The sequence below is a fragment of the Rossellomorea vietnamensis NBRC 101237 genome (assembly GCF_001591825.1).
GTDB lineage: Bacteria > Bacillota > Bacilli > Bacillales > Bacillaceae_B > Rossellomorea > Rossellomorea vietnamensis.
In genome coordinates, this window is sequence record NZ_BCVQ01000011.1 from 67,147 (window position 1) to 87,019 (window position 19,873).

The 19,873-nt window shown below is 43.0% G+C and carries 22 protein-coding genes; all 22 read right to left on the minus strand.

The window, feature by feature from the left end:
• Positions 1 to 6: 6 nt before the first annotated feature.
• The gene (locus BVI01S_RS08380; RefSeq protein ID WP_034758386.1) at positions 7 to 516 is read right to left on the minus strand and encodes a QcrA and Rieske domain-containing protein; all 510 of its coding nucleotides are present in this window, start codon (positions 514 to 516) and stop codon (positions 7 to 9) included.
• Between the two features lie 140 nt (positions 517 to 656).
• A complete protein-coding gene (locus BVI01S_RS08385; RefSeq protein WP_034758382.1) occupies positions 657 to 1,121 on the minus strand; it encodes a YpiF family protein in 465 nt (154 codons plus the stop codon).
• Between the two features lie 277 nt (positions 1,122 to 1,398).
• Complete coding sequence (locus BVI01S_RS08390; protein WP_061809864.1) at positions 1,399 to 1,938, minus strand: ReoY family proteolytic degradation factor; 540 nt, start codon at positions 1,936 to 1,938, stop codon at positions 1,399 to 1,401.
• A 132-nt stretch (positions 1,939 to 2,070) separates the two neighbouring features.
• Positions 2,071 to 3,330, minus strand: coding sequence for a tetratricopeptide repeat protein (locus BVI01S_RS08395; RefSeq protein WP_061809865.1), 1,260 nt, complete (start codon positions 3,328 to 3,330; stop codon positions 2,071 to 2,073).
• 35 nt (positions 3,331 to 3,365) lie between these two features.
• Positions 3,366 to 4,265, minus strand: a complete 900-nt coding sequence (locus tag BVI01S_RS08400) for a hypothetical protein (protein WP_061809866.1) — start codon at positions 4,263 to 4,265, stop codon at positions 3,366 to 3,368.
• Between the two features lie 125 nt (positions 4,266 to 4,390).
• The gene (aroA, locus tag BVI01S_RS08405; protein ID WP_061809867.1) at positions 4,391 to 5,683 is read right to left on the minus strand and encodes a 3-phosphoshikimate 1-carboxyvinyltransferase; all 1,293 of its coding nucleotides are present in this window, start codon (positions 5,681 to 5,683) and stop codon (positions 4,391 to 4,393) included.
• A gap of 12 nt (positions 5,684 to 5,695) precedes the next feature.
• Positions 5,696 to 6,799: a prephenate dehydrogenase gene (locus BVI01S_RS08410; protein WP_034758367.1), complete on the minus strand. Its 1,104-nt coding sequence runs from the start codon at positions 6,797 to 6,799 to the stop codon at positions 5,696 to 5,698.
• A 64-nt stretch (positions 6,800 to 6,863) separates the two neighbouring features.
• Positions 6,864 to 7,964, minus strand: coding sequence for a histidinol-phosphate transaminase (gene hisC / locus BVI01S_RS08415; protein WP_034758363.1), 1,101 nt, complete (start codon positions 7,962 to 7,964; stop codon positions 6,864 to 6,866).
• A 40-nt stretch (positions 7,965 to 8,004) separates the two neighbouring features.
• The gene (aroH, locus tag BVI01S_RS08420; protein ID WP_034758360.1) at positions 8,005 to 8,367 is read right to left on the minus strand and encodes a chorismate mutase; all 363 of its coding nucleotides are present in this window, start codon (positions 8,365 to 8,367) and stop codon (positions 8,005 to 8,007) included.
• Positions 8,368 to 8,419: 52 nt separating this feature from the next.
• Positions 8,420 to 9,502, minus strand: coding sequence for a 3-dehydroquinate synthase (gene aroB, locus BVI01S_RS08425; RefSeq protein WP_034758357.1), 1,083 nt, complete (start codon positions 9,500 to 9,502; stop codon positions 8,420 to 8,422).
• Positions 9,503 to 9,506: 4 nt separating this feature from the next.
• Positions 9,507 to 10,679 (minus strand): chorismate synthase, encoded by a 1,173-nt coding sequence (gene aroC / locus BVI01S_RS08430; protein ID WP_061809868.1) that lies wholly within the window; start codon positions 10,677 to 10,679, stop codon positions 9,507 to 9,509.
• Between the two features lie 216 nt (positions 10,680 to 10,895).
• On the minus strand, positions 10,896 to 11,669 hold the full coding sequence (locus BVI01S_RS08435; RefSeq protein WP_034758352.1) for a CheR family methyltransferase: 774 nt from the start codon (positions 11,667 to 11,669) through the stop codon (positions 10,896 to 10,898).
• Between the two features lie 136 nt (positions 11,670 to 11,805).
• Positions 11,806 to 12,252, minus strand: a complete 447-nt coding sequence (gene ndk, locus BVI01S_RS08440; RefSeq protein ID WP_034758349.1) for a nucleoside-diphosphate kinase — start codon at positions 12,250 to 12,252, stop codon at positions 11,806 to 11,808.
• 101 nt (positions 12,253 to 12,353) lie between these two features.
• Entirely contained in the window at positions 12,354 to 13,316 is a 963-nt protein-coding gene (hepT, locus tag BVI01S_RS08445; RefSeq protein WP_061809869.1) for a heptaprenyl diphosphate synthase component II, read from the minus strand.
• Between the two features lie 27 nt (positions 13,317 to 13,343).
• The gene (locus BVI01S_RS08450) at positions 13,344 to 14,045 is read right to left on the minus strand and encodes a demethylmenaquinone methyltransferase (protein WP_034758342.1); all 702 of its coding nucleotides are present in this window, start codon (positions 14,043 to 14,045) and stop codon (positions 13,344 to 13,346) included.
• Between the two features lie 6 nt (positions 14,046 to 14,051).
• Positions 14,052 to 14,885 carry a heptaprenyl diphosphate synthase component 1 gene (locus BVI01S_RS08455; RefSeq protein WP_051758236.1) on the minus strand — a complete coding sequence of 278 codons (834 nt, stop codon included), beginning with the start codon at positions 14,883 to 14,885 and terminating at the stop codon, positions 14,052 to 14,054.
• Between the two features lie 199 nt (positions 14,886 to 15,084).
• The gene (gene mtrB / locus BVI01S_RS08460) at positions 15,085 to 15,306 is read right to left on the minus strand and encodes a trp RNA-binding attenuation protein MtrB (RefSeq protein WP_034758340.1); all 222 of its coding nucleotides are present in this window, start codon (positions 15,304 to 15,306) and stop codon (positions 15,085 to 15,087) included.
• A 12-nt stretch (positions 15,307 to 15,318) separates the two neighbouring features.
• Positions 15,319 to 15,885, minus strand: coding sequence for a GTP cyclohydrolase I FolE (gene folE / locus BVI01S_RS08465; RefSeq protein ID WP_034758338.1), 567 nt, complete (start codon positions 15,883 to 15,885; stop codon positions 15,319 to 15,321).
• Between the two features lie 228 nt (positions 15,886 to 16,113).
• Positions 16,114 to 16,386: a non-specific DNA-binding protein Hbs gene (gene hbs, locus BVI01S_RS08470; RefSeq protein WP_034758336.1), complete on the minus strand. Its 273-nt coding sequence runs from the start codon at positions 16,384 to 16,386 to the stop codon at positions 16,114 to 16,116.
• 593 nt (positions 16,387 to 16,979) lie between these two features.
• A complete protein-coding gene (gene spoIVA, locus BVI01S_RS08475) occupies positions 16,980 to 18,458 on the minus strand; it encodes a stage IV sporulation protein A (protein ID WP_034758333.1) in 1,479 nt (492 codons plus the stop codon).
• A gap of 253 nt (positions 18,459 to 18,711) precedes the next feature.
• The gene (locus BVI01S_RS08480; RefSeq protein ID WP_439951103.1) at positions 18,712 to 19,380 is read right to left on the minus strand and encodes a YphF family lipoprotein; all 669 of its coding nucleotides are present in this window, start codon (positions 19,378 to 19,380) and stop codon (positions 18,712 to 18,714) included.
• 70 nt (positions 19,381 to 19,450) lie between these two features.
• The gene (locus BVI01S_RS08485; protein WP_079533131.1) at positions 19,451 to 19,639 is read right to left on the minus strand and encodes a DUF2768 domain-containing protein; all 189 of its coding nucleotides are present in this window, start codon (positions 19,637 to 19,639) and stop codon (positions 19,451 to 19,453) included.
• Positions 19,640 to 19,873 lie beyond the last annotated feature (234 nt).

Sequence of the window (19,873 nt, forward strand, 5' to 3'; positions counted from 1 at the left end):
GCCCCCTTACTTAACAAATTTATTTGGTTCTGGTTGTCCAAGATAAAGAATTCCATCTTTTACTTTTGTCGGATATGAATCCAACGGTGCTGTCGGTGGTGTACCTGGTACATTCTCACCGTTCTTGTGATACATTCCACCATGACATGGGCAATAGAACATTTCTTTATGATCCGGATTCCCATTCCAGTTAACTGTACAACCGAGGTGCTTACAAACCGGTGAAAGAGCAATGATTTTGTCTTCTTTGTTCTTATATACCCAAGCGGTTTGTGTAACTTCTGATGTGTACCACGCATCTTTTTGCTCATATGAGAAATCGACACGTACTGGTTCATTCGATAATTCTGAAACCTTTTGCTTAGTCGCTCTAAAATCTCCCGCAGCTTCCGTTTTCAACACTGGATCCACTGCAAAGCGAACCATCGGCATTAACATTCCCGCCGCCATGAAACCGCCTACACCCGTAAGTGTATAGTTAAGGAATTGACGTCTAGATACACGATGTTTGCTCATCCTTTTCCCCCCTCTATCGTAAGGTAAGTCCGTCGGACATATTTCGCACAAATATAAAACTAGGACATAACTATGATATATTAAACTCTATACAAGGTCAATAACTCTCGTATCTAAAAGATGGAAACAATGTGAAGTTTTTATGAATTTTTTTGCCATTTTTGTACAATCACATTTAACAGCTGCTTGACCTGATCTTCCATGATCGAATGTTTATATTGGTCGTCCAGGTTTTCAAGCGGGATGGACGGGACCCAGATCAAGCCTTCTCCAAGTTTATCCTCCACCTTCTTCCACCGGCTGTCTGAAGTCAGGAAGAAGACGTGCTTCACACCACTCCCGGTTAATTCTCCTGCCCATTGGGATAATTCGGATGCCTCTTGCTCTTCCGATGATGTCATTCTATACGTAAATGAAGGGGTCATCATCATTCTTCCTTTGAACTGCCTTTCCAGGTGTAGAGCGAGTAGATTGATAAACTCTGATTGTGCCGCCGAGACTCTTATATCCTTCCCGAAATCAACAGGGACAACGGGAATGACCGCCGTATCTACATATGCTTTTTCCGCTTCAAACACTTCGATATCTTTTACGTTCCAATTCATATATAACCCTCACTTTTTTCTTTCATTTTCCACTTCCCATCTTATCACTTTATCTCATCTCATATAAAGCGATTTCACTTTTTTTATACTAGTGCCTTACATACAAAACGTGCTTCCCGGTGAAATACTCCCCTGGATAGAAATACTTCTGGGGGATACTCCACTAAAAGGGCACGAAAAGAGCCTCGTTCATAGTATGTACCATTCTTAATCTTCCTATCTAAAAAGACAATAAAAAAATCGAATGAAGAGATGGTGTTTCTCTTCATCCGACTTATCATGTCAGGCTATTCAATTCTCTGGTCAATTTACTGAAAGCCTTTTTGTCACCGGTATCCAATGCTTGATCGATGGCCTTTAACAAGCGGTCCCTCCTGAAAGTCTGCAGGCTGTCCTCTAAAAACTGTTCAGCTACCATTCTGTCTTTTTCATTGATGAGTAAGTACTTCGGCATAAACGGATTTTCTTCCAGTACGGCTGCAAATTGATAACTCGAATTTGCATTACTGAAGTTCAGCTGAATATAAATGTCCTCATCTTTGTTCAAGCGGATATCATGAAATGACTTCTCTGCGTCCGTTGTCATGATATTTTCCTTGTAGAACCGGAATGGAACATCTTCGACACAATGAGTGGACATCACCAAGCCTCTCGGACAATACTGGGATTCTTCGACAAAGTGAACCTTTTTCATTAATTGGTCATGACTCATCAAATAATTTAAGATCCACACACATTCTCTTCGTTTTAATTGATATCGGTTCAAAAACCAGCGGATAAATTCTTTCTTCTCGTTGACAGAAACAGGGGTGGTCATGGTTTTCCCTCCTCTGCAGAATCCTTTTTAAAAGGTCCGTTTTTCTTTCATCATAAAGTGCAAGTCACATTCATAAGCTCTTTGCCAATTTCATCTCAAGACACCCTAGTCCCTTTAACCCACCGTCACAGATCAGTCTTGTAATCTTTCAATCAGGTCCTGCCATTCGTCATTTGAAGGATCCATTTCAATCAGGTGTTTATATACTTCTACTGCTTCACCCCTGAGTCCTTCTTCTACTAGAAATTGTCCGAACTCTAGTAAAAACTCTTGATGATTCTTAAAGTAAGTATATGCAATACGGTATTGTTTTAATGCATGATTATATTGTTCAAGCCCTTCATAAGCCTTTGCCAGGTCCCAGTTGATCTGAGGCTCTTCTTCTCCTTCAACTGTCAGCATCTGGGCGATTTCCAGAACATCTTCATATCGGTCCTGTGTAAAGAACAATTTATTGATGATAAGGGCAGCTTCCACATATCCCGGATCAAGGGCAAGGGCTTCCCTAAGAAACGCTTCTGCTTCTTCTTCAAGTCCCATCTTCAATGAAATTTTGCCTCCGAATACATTCAGTTCTTTATTATATTCATCCTGTTTGACTCCCGCCTGAACAGCCTCCAGGCTCTCTTGAAGCTTTTCTTCACGCTCATACGACTTCGCCAGTAGTAAATAGACTGAATGATATTCAGGATCCAGTTCCTTGACGGAAACGAATTTTTCAATCGCCTTTTCGTAATAACCAGCCTGATAGGCGGTAAAGGCATAGCCAAACAGTGTATTGATTTCCAGATGTTCTTGAAGGGCTTTTTCATAATGGGTCAAAGCTTCTTCGAATGCTCCTCCTACACTATAGGCCTCTGCCAATCTCTGGTGTACATTCGTTCCGCCAAGCTCCGTCATCCCCTTTTCTATGAGGATCTGATAATGCCTGATCGCTTCCAGGAATCTGCCCGTTTCGGAGTACAATTCCCCAAGTCCGAAATCGATGACGGGTTCATGGGGTAATAACTTCTTGGCTTGAAGAAGCTTCTGTTCGCTTACTTCAAACAAACCCTGCATTTGATAAAGATCCGCTAAAAGAAGAAGTGATCTTGGATAGGTGGGGTCTTTCTCATCCAGTTCAGCAAGCGTTTCGATGGCTCCCTCTTCCTTATCCATCTCCACCAGCACTTCAGCCAGTTCAATGAGAAGTTCACCCTCACCCGGATAATATTGAAGGAGATTCCCGTAAAGCTCTTTTGCTTCCTCCAGAAACCCCAATTGATGTAATTCTTCGGCAAGACTGAATTTTTCTTCATGACTTCCAAATTTCAGCACTTGATTATACTGTTTCTTTGCTTCTTCTAAGTTCCCTTCTTCCAAGGAAGATAACATTTGTTCTTTGTATGACATGGTCAATCCCTTTCTATAAAAAAGCTTGTATTCAATTAAGTAAAATATCCCGGGGTTTGTATGATCAGTTCTTCACCAGCTCCAGGATAAAAATGACCTCTATTATTTACATAATGATATTTCCCTTTGTTCATAGTACATTTTAGCACATGATGATCATATTGAAATGATAATGGCTCAGTACTTGACTCACCTTCAGGCTTCATATAGAGGTTATAACATATTTCTCCACCCACTAAAAAATTTCCTCTAAGGGGATATATTCCAATTTTCTTCAATATGCTCAAGTTCAGTGGCTCTTTTTCAGGGATTTCAACAGGAATATGGGGAATACCCTCGTTTTTCATCGAATTCTGCCATATTTTAAGATGCTTCATTTTGGTTTTATTGTCTATGTTTGTCGTAAAAAAAGGGACAAAAGTAATAGGGTAATCATACAATAATCCTTTGATCCATCCCCATGGAATGTCTCTGAATCCACTTGCTTCATCCAGTTCGATCCAGATGAGGGGCACTTTATGCCGCTTACAGGCACGTATGATGTTCGGGGTAATCAGATTCGCAGATGTTTTCAACCCTATCGTATAATCAAGGGGACTGTTGAGCAGGGAGGTTTTCCGTTCATTCAATTGTGTAAGGAATTCATACTCATACTGTATTGAAAAAGCCGTTAAAATGGTGGTGCACCCTCTTTTTATGAATTCGTCAAGGTAATAATTCTTTACGGAGATGAAGTCGTTCCCTTGGGGTACCATTATGTCACACATGACATGTCCGGGAGTCATCAAAAAATGTGACACATCCATTTTCATGTACTTGTAGTACTGAAAGCTGTTCCTGATGGCTGAAATCCTTCCATCTTTCACCAATAGTGAAGTGTGAGTTAGCTTGGTGTCCTTTACCCAATGGGCATTTTCAATAATATAGGTGCTCACCCCATCATCACCTTCCTTTATAGACAAGCTATGAAGGTAAGGATGAATTCATGCCACCCACTCATTAAAAAGAGAGGCGGATTTCAGCCCGAAGACCAACCACCTCTCACTTAATCAATTCAGTTTTATTTCATCAACAGTTGGTTGATATGTTCAAAGAAAGTCGGATACGAGATCTTCACGGCCTCTGCATCTTCTAAATATACATCAGAGTCGGTCAACAGGGAAGCGACAGCCAGTGTCATGCCGATCCGGTGATCGCCCCAGGAATGGACTTCTCCACCGTGTAAAGGGGTTTTCCCCTCGATGATCATCCCATCATCCGTACCCTGTATGTTTGCACCAAGCTTTCCAAGCTCCTTCACAACGGCATCGATTCGATTGGTTTCCTTGACTTTCAATTCCTCGGCATCTTTGATGACGGTCTTCCCCTCTGCCTGTGAAGCTAAAAGAGCAATGATGGGAATTTCGTCGATCAAAGAAGGAATCAGGTCCCCTCCGATTTCAATGCCGGTAAGGTTGGAGGTTTGCACGAGAATATCACCGATAGGTTCACCTTCGTTTGATTGCTCCATGACCTCAATGGACGCACCCATTTTCTTCATCACTTCTACAATGCCGGTTCGCGTTTCATTCAGCCCGACATTCTTCAACAGTACTCTGCTATCTGGAACGATGGCTGCGGCCACCATGAAAAAGGCTGCTGAGGAAATATCTCCAGGTACATAGATTTCCGTTCCTTTCAATACCTGTCCTCCGTTTACTTTAATGGTGTCTCCGTGCTTCTCAATCGTTCCCCCAAACTCGACGATCATTTTTTCTGTATGGTTCCTCGTCTGCTCTCTTTCGACTATTTCAGTCATTCCTTCAGCCTGAAGCCCGGCCAGTATGAGGGCGGATTTCACCTGAGCACTCGCCACAGGTAAAGAATAATGGATCCCTTTCAGGTTTCCACCCCTGATGGATATAGGCGTGAAGTTGCCTCCTGAACGGCCATCAATCACTGTCCCGAATTGCTTTAAAGGCTCTGTCACCCTCTTCATGGGCCTTCTCGCAATCGAGGGATCACCTATCAGGACTGAATGAAAAGGCCTTCCAGAGAGAATTCCCATAATGAGACGGGTCGTGGTCCCTGAATTTCCCACATCAAGAATGTCAGAGGGTTCTTTCAAGTGGTCCCACCCTTTACCGTACACGGTCACTGCGTCTTTAGAAACCTCGATCTCAACTCCTAATTTACGGAAGCAGGATATCGTGCTTAAACAATCCTCCCCCATAAGAAAATTATGTATAACCGTTTTCCCCTCAGCTACCGATCCAAACATAATGGAGCGGTGGGAGATCGATTTGTCTCCTGGTACGTGAAGCTCTCCATTCAAACCAATGTTTGGATTTGATAATCTTTTCTTCGGTTCCATCCTTATCACCCTTTATCCTAAGAATAGTTCATAATTTGTTTGTTCTCTTAAGCAGTGCAAAGCTCTTTCCCTATCTTCCAGGGTTTGAAAGCTGATTGCTAATACTCCGTATATATCTTCTCTCGTTTCCATTATTCTGATATTCGTCAAACTGATCTTCTCCTGTGCAAGATATCCTGTCACTTCCGAGATCACACCTGGATAATCCGGTACGTCTACAAACAAATCATAGAATGAAGGTATCGCCCCTTTTTCCAAGATGGGGAGATCATCCCTGAATTCTTTCGCATCGTTAAAATAATCGTATATTTTCTGTGAATCATTCATTTCGATGAGTGATACGACCTCATCCATCTCTACTTTCCACTCCTTTAAGAGTGAAAGCAGGACTCCCCTGTTCTGGATGGTGATGTCTTTCCACATGGTCGGGTTGGATGAAGCGATTCGGGTGATATCACGAAAGCCCCCTGCAGCAAGTCTTCTCAAATAAGGGTGTTCGGTCGAAGAGCCCTTCGCTTGATGAACGAGTGAAGCCGCTACAATATGGGGAAAGTGGCTGATCATGCCCGTTAATTCATCATGTTCCCTTGGTTCTACTATTAAAAATTTCGCATGGGTTCCCCTCAGCCAGTCTTGAAGCCTGGCGACGTTTTCCTCTGCCACTCCGGATCCCGGCGTAAGCATGTAAAAGGCATTTTCAAAGAGGATTTCCTTCGCAGCTGCTACGCCGCTCTTATGAGAGCCTGCCATCGGATGGCCCCCGATAAATTGAAGCCCGTTTTTAGTCAGCACTTCCGAAGATCTCATAATCTGTTCCTTTGTACTTCCAGTATCGGTTATCAGGACACTTTCTTTCAAGGAAAGGGATTCAAATTGTGCAATGATCTTTTCAGTTTGAAAAACAGGTGTAGAGATAACAATAAGATCCGCCTGTTCGGCGGCTGTCTGTAAAGAAAGTGACATCTCATCGATTACTCCCAATGACTTCGCCAGCCTTAATTCTTTATGATTCACATCATGTCCAATGATCTTGGCATGTGGGTGTTCTTTTTTTATGCAGAGGGAAAGGGACCCTCCGATCAGCCCCATCCCAATGATCAACACTGTTCCATTCATCGTTTCCCCTCCATCTTTCTATTTAAAAAAAGCCGGAAAGGACCAACGCCCCTCCGACCGCTCATCATGCTTGTTTCTGAAGTGCCAGAAATTCAGTCATTTTCTCGATGACCTCTTTATTTTGATCATGGGATCCCACTGTTATCCTGACTGAATGAGGGTATCCGAGTGCTTCTCCGGAACGGACGATATAGCCCTTGCTCATCAAGTATTGAAATACCTCGTCCCCACTTACGCCGAAGTCGATCAAAACGAAGTTCGCTTGGGATGGGACATAGGCGAGGCCGTTCTCCTCACAGAAGCGGTAATACTGCTCTAGTCCTTTTCGGTTCTCTCTCCTGCATTCCTCTATGAACGCCTGGTCTTCGATGGCCGCTGAAGCCGCTCCTTGAGCCAGTGTATTATTATTGAAAGGTTCACGGATCGGATCCAATTTCCCGATTACGTCCTTATTCCCGATTCCAAATCCCACTCTGAATCCTGCAAGGCCATATGCTTTTGAAAAGGTGCGTGTAATCAATAATTGAGGATATGACTTCAACAATTCAAGAGAATTATAATAATCATCCGCCACGACATATTCAAAATACGCTTCATCCAAAACGACCAGGACATGGGAAGGGACTGCGTCCAGGAAGGAAATGAGTTCCCCGTTTCGGATATATTCCCCTGTTGGGTTATTGGGCGAGCATAACCAGACGACCGAAGTGGTGTCATCAATTTCTCCCAGCATTTTGGCCAGTTGATGCTTCCCTTCCGCATCCAGGGGAACTTCACGGACCTCTGCTCCCTCAACGATGGCATTATGCTTATATTGAGGGAAGGTAGGGGTTGCCATAACCGTGCTTTTCCCTCCATCCAATAAAGCCCTTGAGATGATCTCGATCACTTCATCAGAGCCATTTCCAAACAATAACTGTCCAGGTTCCACAGCTAAATGTTCTGCCACCTTAAAACGTAACTCCTTCGCATAACCGTCAGGATAGAGCGCATGTGAAAGGGCATTGTTTTTCAGATAGGTTTCAACGTTCCTGGAGCATCCAAAGGGATTTTCATTCGATGCGAGCTTCACTACTTTCTCAAGATTGAATAACTCTTTTACATCATCCATCGTTTTTCCAGGCTGGTATGCTTTAAGATTTTGAATCTGGGATTTCCACTTCATGTTTAAACTTCCTTTCAGTCGTATTCATAATGGCCGCTTCTTACTTCTTCAAGTCAGGACGAAGGCTGACTGCATTTTTCATATAAATATGTTGGATGTCACTCTGAGGTGTTGAGGTATTATAGTGAATCATCACCCTGATGCAGCGGGACAGTCCATGGGGTACGTCCAATTCCTGCATGCACATCACCGGGACATATTTCCACTCTTCGAATCCCCTTAATGCTTTGGCTGGAAATACGCTTTTAATGTCATCTGTTGCAGAAATAAAAACGGATGCGACATGTTCTGCCGTAATATTATTATGTAAAATCATTTCCTTTAAGAGACTTTCAGTTGAAAGGAGAATTTCCTTTTCATTATCACGATCTGCTGTAGTGGCACCTCGAATTCCCCTGATCATTCTTCCACTCTCCCTTTTTCTTGATATTCTGTACTCTCTTCAGTGGCGGGATCTATAACTGTCGAATGTATGCATCCGCCTGTTTTAAATCTTCCTCCGTAACACCCGCCATCACGGGTTCACCGATCTCCTTCAACAACACAAAAACCGGATTGCCGTTCAGGGACTTCTTATCACGCTTCATCCCCTCGTATAATGTGTCAAAACCGATGTTGGAAGGAACCTTGAGATTGTACCCGAGAGATTTGATCCATCCTATGAACCCATCCATGTCAAATGACAGGTTGCAGTAGCGTTCACTGAGATATAAAGCATAGACCATCCCGATCATGACCGACTCACCGTGAGTCCGATTTCCATAGCCGCTTGCACTTTCAACCGCATGCCCGTATGTGTGCCCGAAGTTTAAGAAAGCCCGGATATTTGACTCCCGTTCATCCTTTGATACGATGTCTCCCTTAACCTGTATTCCCCTGATCAGGCAATCTGTTAAAAAGCTTTCATCCATGTTATCAGGCGATCGGAAAGAGTGCATGAGATCCTGCAGGAACTCACGGTCAGACAAGAAGGCATGTTTGATCACTTCAGCGAATCCCGATCGTATTTCCGTTTCAGGAAGGCTCGAAAAGTAATTCAAGTCAAAGAATACGCCTTCCGGCTGATAAAACTGTCCGACCATATTTTTCCCCAGGGGGTGATTGATCGCGACTTTCCCTCCCACGGCACTGTCATGTGCAAGGATCGTGGTCGGAACGCTGATGAAAGGGATTCCCCTCATATAGGTGGATGCGATAAAGCCCGCAAGATCACCTATGGCACCGCCACCGAAAGCAATCACGATGGATTTGCGATCTACTCTATGCTTGAGCCCATGTGTGATCGCATCTTCATACGTGGCAAAGCTTTTCGCTTTTTCCCCTTTGGGAGCTTGATAAATGGTTACATCAAAGGACTGACCGAGATCATCCGAGAATGCTTGCCCATGGAGCTTATATACGGCTTCATCGGCAATGAGCCATAGCTTTGATACATCAGGGAAGGACTTCTTAATAAAAGAAACAATCTCATTCGTCATCTCCACTCCAATAGTTACGTCATATGTCTTGGAAGCAGTTTGAATGGTTACCTGTTTCATTTCATTAATACTCCTTTGATTCCTGGCGTTGTCTGTTGATATCCTGACGAAGTTTCTCAAATTGATCGCTATTGAATTGTTCAACGATGCCAGCAGCAAGTTCCCATGCCACTACGGCTTCCGCCACTACGCTTGCAGCTGGAACCGCACAGCTATCCGACCTCTCGATGCTTGCTTTAAAAGGTTCCTTCGTTTCGATGTCTACACTCTGAAGAGGTTTGTAGAGAGTCGGGATCGGCTTCATGACACCTTTGACACGGATCGGCATGCCCGTTGTCATACCTCCTTCAAATCCTCCTAAACGATTCGTTTTCCTGTAGTACCCAAGCTCTTCGCTCCATGCAATTTCGTCATGCACTTCACTTCCAGGCTTTCTTGCCATTTCAAAGCCCAAGCCGAATTCGACCCCTTTAAATGCGTTGATACTCATGACAGCCATGGCAATTTTCGCATCAAGCTTACGGTCATAATGAACATAACTACCTACTCCTGCAGGCATCCCCTCAACAATGACTTCCACGACCCCACCTATGGAATCCCCATTCTGCTTCGCTTCATCTATCAGGTTCATCATTTTCCCGGCAGCCTTTTCATCCAGGCAGCGGACAGGAGATTCTTCCGTGATCTCTCTCAGTTCATTTATTGAATTATAATGAAGCTTTTCGGCTTTAATGCCTCCGATTTCAAGGACATGTCCGACGACTTCTATATCCAATAGCTTCAACAGCTTCTTAGCAACGGCTCCTGCTGCCACCCTTACAGTCGTCTCCCTGGCAGACGAACGTTCCAGGACATTCCTTAAATCTCTATGTCCATATTTCATTCCGCCGACGAGATCAGCGTGACCTGGTCTCGGCCTCGAGATCTTTCTTTTCACTTCTTCTTCTCCGCCCTCAAGAAGGGGCTCGATTCCCATCACCTTCGTCCAGTGAGTCCAGTCCTTATTCTCCACAACCAATCCTAAAGGAGAACCAAGGGAATATCCATGCCTCACCCCGCCGACGATGGAAGCACGGTCCGTTTCTATCTGCATTCTTCGTCCGCGCCCATAGCCTTTCTGCCTTCTTGCCAAGTTTTCATTTATATCTTCAGCTTCCAGCGGCATTCCTGCCGGCAGCCCTTCAATGATGGTCGTTAACTGTGGTCCATGTGATTCTCCAGATGTTAAGTATCTCATTTACTTTCCCCCTTCAACTCGTTAAAGAATTATGTACCAATATAACATAGAATTTATATTCTTTCCTAGTCCTTACGTTTAAAAACTTTTCTAATATTCTATTTTCCTTAAAAAAATAAAACGATGTGAATCCATCATATTTTGAGAGTACACTTCTTCATCAGCCTAAGGGATGAAAAAGTGATTCTCGGATATGCGGATTGACATCGCCGTTGTTTATATTTTTTTGTAGAAGAAGGTGTCTTCTGTTTCGAAGCCGTATTGTGAGGGGTTGAAGATTTGTTCTGTGCTTCCTACGAAGAGCACGCCGCCTGGCTTTAGTGAATGATTGAATTTATGGTAAAGGAGGTTTTTGGCCTCTTCGGTGAAATAGATCATCACATTTCTGCACACGATTAAATCATAATTCCCTTCGAATGGGTCCGAAAGCAGGTTTTGCTGCTTAAAGCTCACCGTTCGCTTTACTTCGTCCTTCAGTTTAAATAAAGGTCCTTCCTGGGTGAAATGGACTTTTTTCATTTCTTCCGGGAGTTCGGTTAGGGATCTTTCCGGATAGACCCCGTTCATGGCCCGTTGAAGGGCATTTTTGTCTATGTCTGTAGCTGTGATGGATCCGTTTGAGAGGGTCATATACTTCGACAGCATCATGGAAAGGGTGTAAGGTTCTTCCCCGGTTGAACATGCTGCGCTCCATACTTTCAGTACTGGATTCCCACTTAACAGTCTCGGGAGGATCTTTGTCTCCATTATTTCCCAACGCTTGTAGTTGCGAAAGAATTCTGACACATTGATGGTCATACGATCCAGAAACCCTTCCATTTCTTCTCGATCCCGATTCAACGCACCAAGAAATTCCTGAAAACTTCCATACCCTTTCTTTTCATAAAGGGCAGTCAGCCTCCTCTTCATCTGCGCTTCTTTATATAGGGAAAGATCAATCCCTGTTTTTCGTTTAACCCCTTGAATAAACTCACTATAATCATTTGACATTCAGATCCACACTCTCTTTGCTGCGAAAGGTATAAAGCTATATTATCTATATCGAACATTTCGGAGAAAAGTTAACCTTTATCCATAGAAAAAAGCAAGCCGCAAAATGCGACCTGCTTCTAAATAGCAAAGGCTATTAGTAAACCCACTCGTTCATTAATTTGGAATATTCAACTAATTCTTCCTCTTTGAAAAATAGACCGATTTCTCTTACAGCGCTTTCAGCAGAGTCGGAACCGTGGATGATGTTCTTGCCTACAGTCAGACCGAAATCACCGCGGATCGTACCTAGTGCAGCATCCTTTGGATTTGTTGCACCCATCATTCCACGTGCTGTCGTGATGACGTTTTCACCCTGCCAAACCATTGCAAATACAGGTCCAGAAGTAATGAAGTCAACAAGTTCCCCAAAGAATGGTCTTTCTTTGTGCTCACCATAATGTTCTTCTGCAAGCTCGTTTGAAATACTCATAAGCTTGGCACCTACCAATTGAAAGCCCTTTTTTTCGAAACGTGATACGATATCACCGATTAACCCTCTTTGTACGCCGTCCGGCTTAACCATTAAAAATGTCTTTTCCATCTTCCCCACTCCTAATATGTATGTATGGAATTCCTAAGGACATCCCACGAAAATAGTAACACTGATTGGGGGTTTTGGCAACGTTTCCATTTTAAATTTTCTTAATATTTTCTCTTGCCGATATAATTTGCGATATTTTTAAGGCTTTTCTTTACGCGGTTATATGGAAGGTGCTCCAGGTCTTTCAGGGCCCTGTCCAGATACATCCTGCTGAGGTCATGGGACCGGTCGATGGCGTCTGTAGCCAGGATCGCAGATATGACCTCTTTCATTTCGTCGGGAGTGGTATATTCCGTCACTCGTTCAATCTTGGATTTCAATTCCGGGTATTCCATGGCGTACAGGATTGGCAGGGTGATATTCCCTTGCCACAAGTCACTTCCCGCAGGTTTCCCGAGTTCTTCCTCACTTGCTGTAAGGTCCAGGATATCATCCGTGATCTGAAAACTCATTCCCACATTGTAACCAAATCGGTAAAGACGCCTGTGAATCTCTTCAGGTGCACCGGAAGAAATAGCACCGAGCTGGCAGCTTACGGCAATAAGCAAGGCGGTTTTCCTTTTGATCCGTAAAAGATAATTTCGCAGGTTCTGATCAAATCGGTATTTATCTTCGATTTGAGCGATTTCACCCTTACATAATTCCACCAGTGTATGTGATAAAATCTGATGTGCTTCAGGAACTTTTATAGATGTCATATATTCAAGGGCCCGTGCAAATATATAATCCCCTGTATACATCGCGATACGATTATCCCATTGGGCTTTAATCGTCGGTTTTCCTCTTCTCAACTCTGCATCATCGATCACATCGTCGTGTACGAGGGAAGCCATGTGCATCAGCTCTAATGCTACCGCTACATTCTTCACAATATTAATATCGTATTGTCCGAATTTGGCAGACAGCAAAACAAACACCGGCCGGATCCTCTTCCCACCTGCTTGAAGAAGGTGAAGGGAGGCCTCTTGTAAAAGCAGGGATTCTGACTCGATCGCCACTTCCAATTCCTTTTCAATTTCATCTATATCCGCTTTAAGAAACGAATACATCCTGTTTAGCTTCATAGTTTTTCCACCTAATTTACGAATTTCTTACTTTCTGCCGGAATGCATAGCAGCAACCCCGCCACTATACGGCTTCACATGTATGTCTTTAAAGCCTGCTTCTTCAAACATCTGTGCAAGCTCCTTCATGCCCGGAAAATCCCTTGCAGATTCCTGAAGCCAGGAATATTCATTAAAGCTCTTGGCGAATATCTTCCCGAACAGGGGCATCACAAAACGGAAATATGCGTAATACATCTGCTTGAAGCCAAACATGGTAGGTTGGGAGGTTTCAAGGCAGACGGCCATCCCTCCAGGTTTCACTACGCGGTTCATTTCCTTCAGGACGTGGAGATAGTCAGGTACATTTCGCAAACCGAAGCCAATGGTCACGTAATCAAACGTGTTATCGTCGAAAGGGAGCTCCATAGCGTTCCCATGAATCAGCTCGATATTGTTCAGGTGGGACTCTTTGACTTTCTCTTTACCGATCGAAAGCATATTTTGACTGAAATCAAGGCCCACCACGTTGCCGGACTCACCGACTTCTTCCCCAATGGCCAATGTCCAGTCCGCAGTACCGCAGCAAACGTCAAGCGCCTTGGAGCCAGGCTTCACATTCATATGCTTCATGGTATCTTTTCTCCATTTTATATGCTGTTGGAAACTGATTACGGAGTTCATCTTATCATAATTGGAATAAATCTTTTCAAATACTCCATGAACTTTTTGTTCTTTCGACTGCTGCATGTTGTTTTACCCTTCTTCCGCGTATAGTTTGGTCATTGGTTCAGGCTCCACATAAGGTAACAGCTCTACAATAAGCTTCTTAAAATAGGGCGTGTCCGGCTCGATGGTCTCTAACTGCCCCTGGACCTTTCTCTTTGTCATTGCTATGAGTTCATCTATTTGAGAGAGCACATGTCCCGCTTCTTCCTTTGTTAAATGGAAGTCCGGTGAAGTCTGATCTGTCCGGTTGGATAAAGTGGTCAAAGCCCGGATGAAGCTCGTATACTGCGAATGCCCAAGACTTATTTTCTCCTGGACGAGCTTCTTGTAAAGCAGGGCTTCTTCTACGATTTCAATCCATTGATCGTCTTCGAAGGAACGATAGAAGTTGGAAACAATCGCTGATTCCCTGGTCTTTAACTTCTTCATGAGTTCAGCGATGCTTTTATGCTCGTCCTTGTATATGGAAATTTTGCTTTCATTTATTTCTTTGATCGCTTTTGCTAAATGTGAGATAAGTTCAACATCATCTGTTTCTGCGAGGATCTTGTAATAGAGGCTGCTGAAGTACACTCCAGCTAGAACTGTCAGCTGCCTTTCCTTTAAGGAATCACGTTCAGAGATTGTAACCTTTTCATGTGTATCAAGGGCTATCTGCAATAACATGGCAGTCGAAATCCACTGTACAACTTCTTTACTCATCGTCCGTCCTTCACTTACGAAAGGCAGGAGCAGAAAATAGATCCGGTCCCGGTCAATATACGGTTGATCGATATATTCCTTTAGATAAGAGTGATGCAACTGCTCTTCTATGTATTGATGAATGATATTCGCTTGATGGTTACAATCAATGAATTTCATACCCTGTAATCCCCATTTCTACTATGTATCGGTCTAAAAATTTCAGCATTAAATATTATACCATAAAATCCTCCACAATAGGGAACATGAGTCTCATCCCCCTTAAGGAGATTATAACAAAGGGGACGACCACGAAGCTGAAAACTTCTTAGTCCGTCCCTCCTTTATTCTCTCTATCAGCCAAAAGCAGAATAGAAGATTATTTCTTATTATCACTCTCAACCTCGCCGTAACTGGTGACGATCGTCGCTTTCCCTCTTACCTTGATGGCAGATGTGTGATCCGTAAATTGTGCGATCATCACTTCCCCTTTATCCAGCTTCTCTGAATGATGAAACCTTGTGTCAGTCCCTCTTGTCAGGCCGATCACATTCACGCCGTCTTCTATTGCTTTGATGACAATATAATCATTTGAATTCATTTGTCGTCACTCCTAATTCTTTATGAAAGAAAGAACTTCACTGCGTGCCTGAGCGTCCTCTTTGAACGTCCCCCTGACAGCTGTCGTCACTGTACTGGATCCCGGCTTCTTCACGCCTCTCATCGTCATACACATATGCTCCGCTTCAACGACTACCATGGCACCGTGTGGAAGAAGGGTTTCCATGATCGTATCCGCCACTGTGGATGTGATTCTTTCTTGGAGCTGTGGGCGCTTGGCAACGGATTCAACGGCCCTTGCAAGCTTGCTTAATCCTGCCACCTTACCATCCCTTGGAATATACGCAACATGTGCTTTTCCGAAGAAAGGGACTAGGTGATGCTCGCACATTGAATAGAACGGAATGTCCTTTACCAGTACGAGTTCTTCATGTTCTTCACTGAATATGGTTTCAAAGTATTCTTTCGGATCATGATCAAGTCCTGAAAAAACTTCTGCATACATTTTCGCCACGCGTTTCGGCGTATCTAATAAGCCTTCTCTATTAGGATTCTCTCCAATAGCTTCTAATATTAATCGAACTGCTTCTTCTATTTGGCCATGATTGACTTGTGCCATAATGTTGTCCTCCTAAAATAACTTAAAGAAATAGTAACATTGTTAATATTAGCACAAGCCCATAATGTCATCAAAGACTAGTGCTTTAGAAGTTTTATCTTAATATAAAATACTCGATAAAAGAAGAAAACTTCATACATAATTTTCGGGAGGAGACTTCATACTAGTAGAGAAAAACAAAAAGGCCGCATAATTATGCGACCTTCCCGTTACGCTCAAAGTATGTAATTATTTTACAGCTTCTTTAAGCGCTTTACCTGGTTTGAAAGCAGGTACTTTGCTAGCTGAGATTTCGATCTCTTCACCTGTTTGTGGGTTGCGACCTTTACGGGCTGCACGCTCACGTACTTCGAAGTTACCGAATCCGATTAATTGTACTTTATCACCGTTTGCAAGTGAATTTTGAATTGTATCGAAAACAGCGTCAACCGCTTTAGTAGCGTCCTTCTTAGATAGCTCAGCAGCTTCTGCAACAGCATTGATAAGTTCTGTCTTGTTCATGCCATTCACCTCCTCCCAAGGAAATGTCTCAGTCATGATTCATTTACTTTAATATCATTAGTAAACAACTTTAGCGAATTCTATACATGATGTGTAGAAAAAACGCTTGAAAACGTTGCTGAATCAATATTCAACAACAATTCTGTTAAAAGATTATCACAATAGATAAACCTTAGCAAGAACAAATCAAGAAATAATGGGAATCTTTTCTTATTTGCAACAGAAATGTAATAGAATCACCATCCATCCCTTTATTCTCGCACTCTAATCAACCTATCACTTCTTTCGGATGACTGCAACTGATACCCTCATCTATCAGGTACTCTAACTTACTTCCCAACCTCGGAATCCCTTAAACATCCATATCCGTTTCCCGTCAGGTTTGCATACCTTCCATGACGACATCCATCCAGGGAATAAACCTTCCACAAACCCATACACACCAAGGTTTCACAGGGTATGACGCAATGACAAAAACCTTCCTTCAGACGACTGGAAATTTATAATTATTCATTGTGAAAAATCCAGAGTCCGAGGAATATTTCTTAAAGAAAAAGCAAAAAAAATGACCCTCCTAAGAAGGTCAAAGACATTTATAATATAATGGCGATCAATCCACCCGATCCTTCGTTGATGATTCTTTCTAATGTATCCTTTAGTTTATATCTTGCATTTTCAGGCATGAGGGAGAGTTTGGCCTGAATACCTTCTCTTACGATGGAACTCAAGCTTCTTCCGAAAATATCGGAGTTCCAGATGGAGAGCGGATCATCTTCGAAATCCTGCATCAGGTAGCGCACCAATTCTTCGCTCTGTTTCTCTGTCCCGATGATCGGTTCAAACTTGGACTGAACATCCACTTTGATCATGTGTATGGATGGAGCCACCGCTTTCAAGCTGACACCGAATCTTGCCCCTTGCCTGATGATTTCAGGTTCATCCAGGCTCATATCGTTCAATGAAGGGGCAGCAATGCCGTATCCAGTCTGCTTCACCATTCTCAGCGCGTCTGAAATTTGATCATATTCGGCTTTCGCATGGGCGAAATCCTGCATTAATTCAAGCAAGTGATCTTTCCCCCGAATTTCCACCCCTACAATTTCCTTCAACACTTCATCGTACAGTTCATCCGGGGCGTACAGGTCGATTTCAGCAATCCCCTGACCCATATCGATACCGGCAAGTCCCGCACGTTCGATATGATCGAATTCACTGAAGTAGTGGACAACCCGATCCACATCCCGGAGTCGCTTAATGTCCTTGACTGTTTCCTTCACCGCTTCCTGGTAGTTCTGTCTTAACCAATGCTCTTCTTTCAGCACCATTACCCAGCTTGGAAGATTGACATTCACCTCAAGAACCGGGAATTCAAACAGCGCTTCTCTCAGGACATTCAATACATCCGAGTCCCTCATACTTTCCACACTCATGGCGAGGACCGGTATGTCATATTTATCCTGAAGTTTCACTCTAAGGTCTTCTGTTTCAGGAGCATGGGGCCTCGCTGAGTTGATGACCATGATAAATGGTTTACCCACTTCTTTCAGTTCCTCTATGACCCTTTCTTCTGCCTCAATGTAGTCCCCTCTGCCAATTTCCCCGATGGAGCCGTCTGTCGTGACAACCACTCCGATCGTGGAATGTTCCTGGATGACTTTCCGCGTGCCGATCTCGGCTGCCTCATGGAATGGTATAGGCTCTTCATACCACGGGGTATTGATCATCCTGGGTCCATTTTCATCCTCATATCCCTTGGCACCAGGGACCGTATATCCTACACAATCTACCAATCTAATATTCACTTCGAGGCCTTCATCGACGTGAACAGAGATGGCTTGATTCGGAACAAATTTTGGTTCGGTCGTCATGATCGTCCTGCCTGCCGCACTCTGAGGCAACTCATCCTGCGCTCTTGCACGCTCTGATTCGCTTGCGATGTTAGGAAGGACGACAAGTTCCATGAACTTCTTGATGAATGTTGATTTTCCTGTTCTAACTGCTCCTACCACACCTAAATAGATATCTCCGCCTGTTCTTTCGGCAATGTCTTTAAATAGATCGACTCTTTCCAAGAGATTCCCTCCCATCTTATATTCCAGGGATGTTTCATCCGTGTATTCTGTGTCTCACATTCTATAGTTATGATGTTGTCCCAATGACTTATGACTATTAATATGCTTTTTTTCCCCCCTTATGATGAAAAGTGAAAAATTTATTATGTCTTAGCATTTATGATCATTTGTTTTGATGAAATAACCCTATAAAGGATGACATAAAAATAATAACCCTTCCCTTACAATATATTTTGCAAGAAAAGGGTTATGCCTATTTTGTCATAAAGACAGGTTCGTTATTTTCATCAACCGTATACGGTAAAGAATATGCAGGAACAAAGTATGTATCTTTTACTAGTAAATTCCGGATATCTTCACCATTTTTATATTTTTTATCACCCGATTTGAGTTTTTCAAATAAATCCATTGAATAATCAACATAAATGTCGCCGTCCCCATTGATGACAAGGGGAAGATTTTTATTGGAATAAGGGCTATTCACGTAGACTTCCTCGTCATAGCCAAGTTCCTTATAATTCAGGGTATAGACATTATTTGCAACTTCTTTTTTAAACGGAGGATAGTCCTGTGCCTGGATCCTGATTTTCAATTCCCTTATTTGTTCAGCCATACGAAGATCGAATATCTTGACTTCGGGATTTTCTTCCACATTCACCAGAACATATTGAAAGATTCCTCCATTCTCAAAGGCATTCCCCGGAATTTCGGGTAAGTATCTTGGGGATAATTTCCTGAAATCAATCGGATATTTCTGATAGATGGGAGTATCCTGATCCCGGGTCTTGATCGGAAGCAGTCCGCTATTATCTTTCTGATAGGTTTCCACTGCCTCTTGTACTGCCTTCACCTGGGTTTCATAAGGAATCTGATTCTGACTTAATTCTTCATCCGGATACAAACAGCCGGAAAGTATGCTCATCGTAAGTATGAGGAGTAATGCTGTTATACTAAAGCGCTTCAATCTAAAACGTCCTTTCAATCGGGCGGCCCTAATTGGTAGGTCCGCTTAATACTATATAAATCATCATGAGCCCGCCAGCGATCATCAGTATGTATGCCATGAAAGCTGTGATAAAACGCAGGAATTTCTGCTTAATCTTATATCTGCTGAAATAAATCGTTAATATGGCAAAAAACATGAATCCCATCGAGGCAAACGAAATCCACATCTTCATCATCGAATCCAAAGTACATCCCTCCTGTTATCGAATGTATTATATCATAAGATTTTTACTAAAGAATAGAAAAGAATGGTTGTTCAAGAATCTGTTACAACCTTAAAGAGGGAGCTTATGGATGAAAGATCAAAAAAAGCTTCTCAAGTATGTCAGCATCATAGACGTCAACATACTAAGAGAAGCTCTAAATAAGGGAGACCTACCCATCCATAGGCAAAGCTGTATATATTCATG

Bases quoted from the DNA above. Each gene is read 5' to 3' on its own strand.
- aroH (WP_034758360.1), bottom strand. From the start codon at position 8,367: ATGATCAGGGGAATTCGAGGTGCCACTACAGCAGATCGTGATAATGAA.
- hepT (WP_061809869.1), bottom strand. From the start codon at position 13,316: ATGAAGCTAAACAGGATGTATTCGTTTCTTAAAGCGGATATAGATGAA.
- hbs (WP_034758336.1), bottom strand. From the start codon at position 16,386: ATGAACAAGACAGAACTTATCAATGCTGTTGCAGAAGCTGCTGAGCTA.
- ndk (WP_034758349.1), bottom strand. From the start codon at position 12,252: ATGGAAAAGACATTTTTAATGGTTAAGCCGGACGGCGTACAAAGAGGG.
- BVI01S_RS08385 (WP_034758382.1), bottom strand. From the start codon at position 1,121: ATGAATTGGAACGTAAAAGATATCGAAGTGTTTGAAGCGGAAAAAGCA.
- BVI01S_RS08435 (WP_034758352.1), bottom strand. From the start codon at position 11,669: ATGTCAAATGATTATAGTGAGTTTATTCAAGGGGTTAAACGAAAAACA.
- BVI01S_RS08390 (WP_061809864.1), bottom strand. From the start codon at position 1,938: ATGACCACCCCTGTTTCTGTCAACGAGAAGAAAGAATTTATCCGCTGG.
- BVI01S_RS08480 (WP_439951103.1), bottom strand. From the start codon at position 19,380: ATGAGCATACTTTCCGGCTGTTTGTATCCGGATGAAGAATTAAGTCAG.
- BVI01S_RS08485 (WP_079533131.1), bottom strand. From the start codon at position 19,639: ATGATGAAGATGTGGATTTCGTTTGCCTCGATGGGATTCATGTTTTTT.
- aroB (WP_034758357.1), bottom strand. From the start codon at position 9,502: ATGAAACAGGTAACCATTCAAACTGCTTCCAAGACATATGACGTAACT.
- mtrB (WP_034758340.1), bottom strand. From the start codon at position 15,306: ATGAATTCAAATGATTATATTGTCATCAAAGCAATAGAAGACGGCGTG.
- BVI01S_RS08380 (WP_034758386.1), bottom strand. From the start codon at position 516: ATGAGCAAACATCGTGTATCTAGACGTCAATTCCTTAACTATACACTT.
- BVI01S_RS08455 (WP_051758236.1), bottom strand. From the start codon at position 14,885: ATGAAATTCATTGATTGTAACCATCAAGCGAATATCATTCATCAATAC.
- aroA (WP_061809867.1), bottom strand. From the start codon at position 5,683: ATGGAACCGAAGAAAAGATTATCAAATCCAAACATTGGTTTGAATGGA.
- BVI01S_RS08450 (WP_034758342.1), bottom strand. From the start codon at position 14,045: ATGCAGCAGTCGAAAGAACAAAAAGTTCATGGAGTATTTGAAAAGATT.
- hisC (WP_034758363.1), bottom strand. From the start codon at position 7,964: ATGAAGTGGAAATCCCAGATTCAAAATCTTAAAGCATACCAGCCTGGA.
- BVI01S_RS08395 (WP_061809865.1), bottom strand. From the start codon at position 3,330: ATGTCATACAAAGAACAAATGTTATCTTCCTTGGAAGAAGGGAACTTA.
- aroC (WP_061809868.1), bottom strand. From the start codon at position 10,679: ATGAGATACTTAACATCTGGAGAATCACATGGACCACAGTTAACGACC.
- folE (WP_034758338.1), bottom strand. From the start codon at position 15,885: ATGGCACAAGTCAATCATGGCCAAATAGAAGAAGCAGTTCGATTAATA.
- BVI01S_RS08410 (WP_034758367.1), bottom strand. From the start codon at position 6,799: ATGAATGGAACAGTGTTGATCATTGGGATGGGGCTGATCGGAGGGTCC.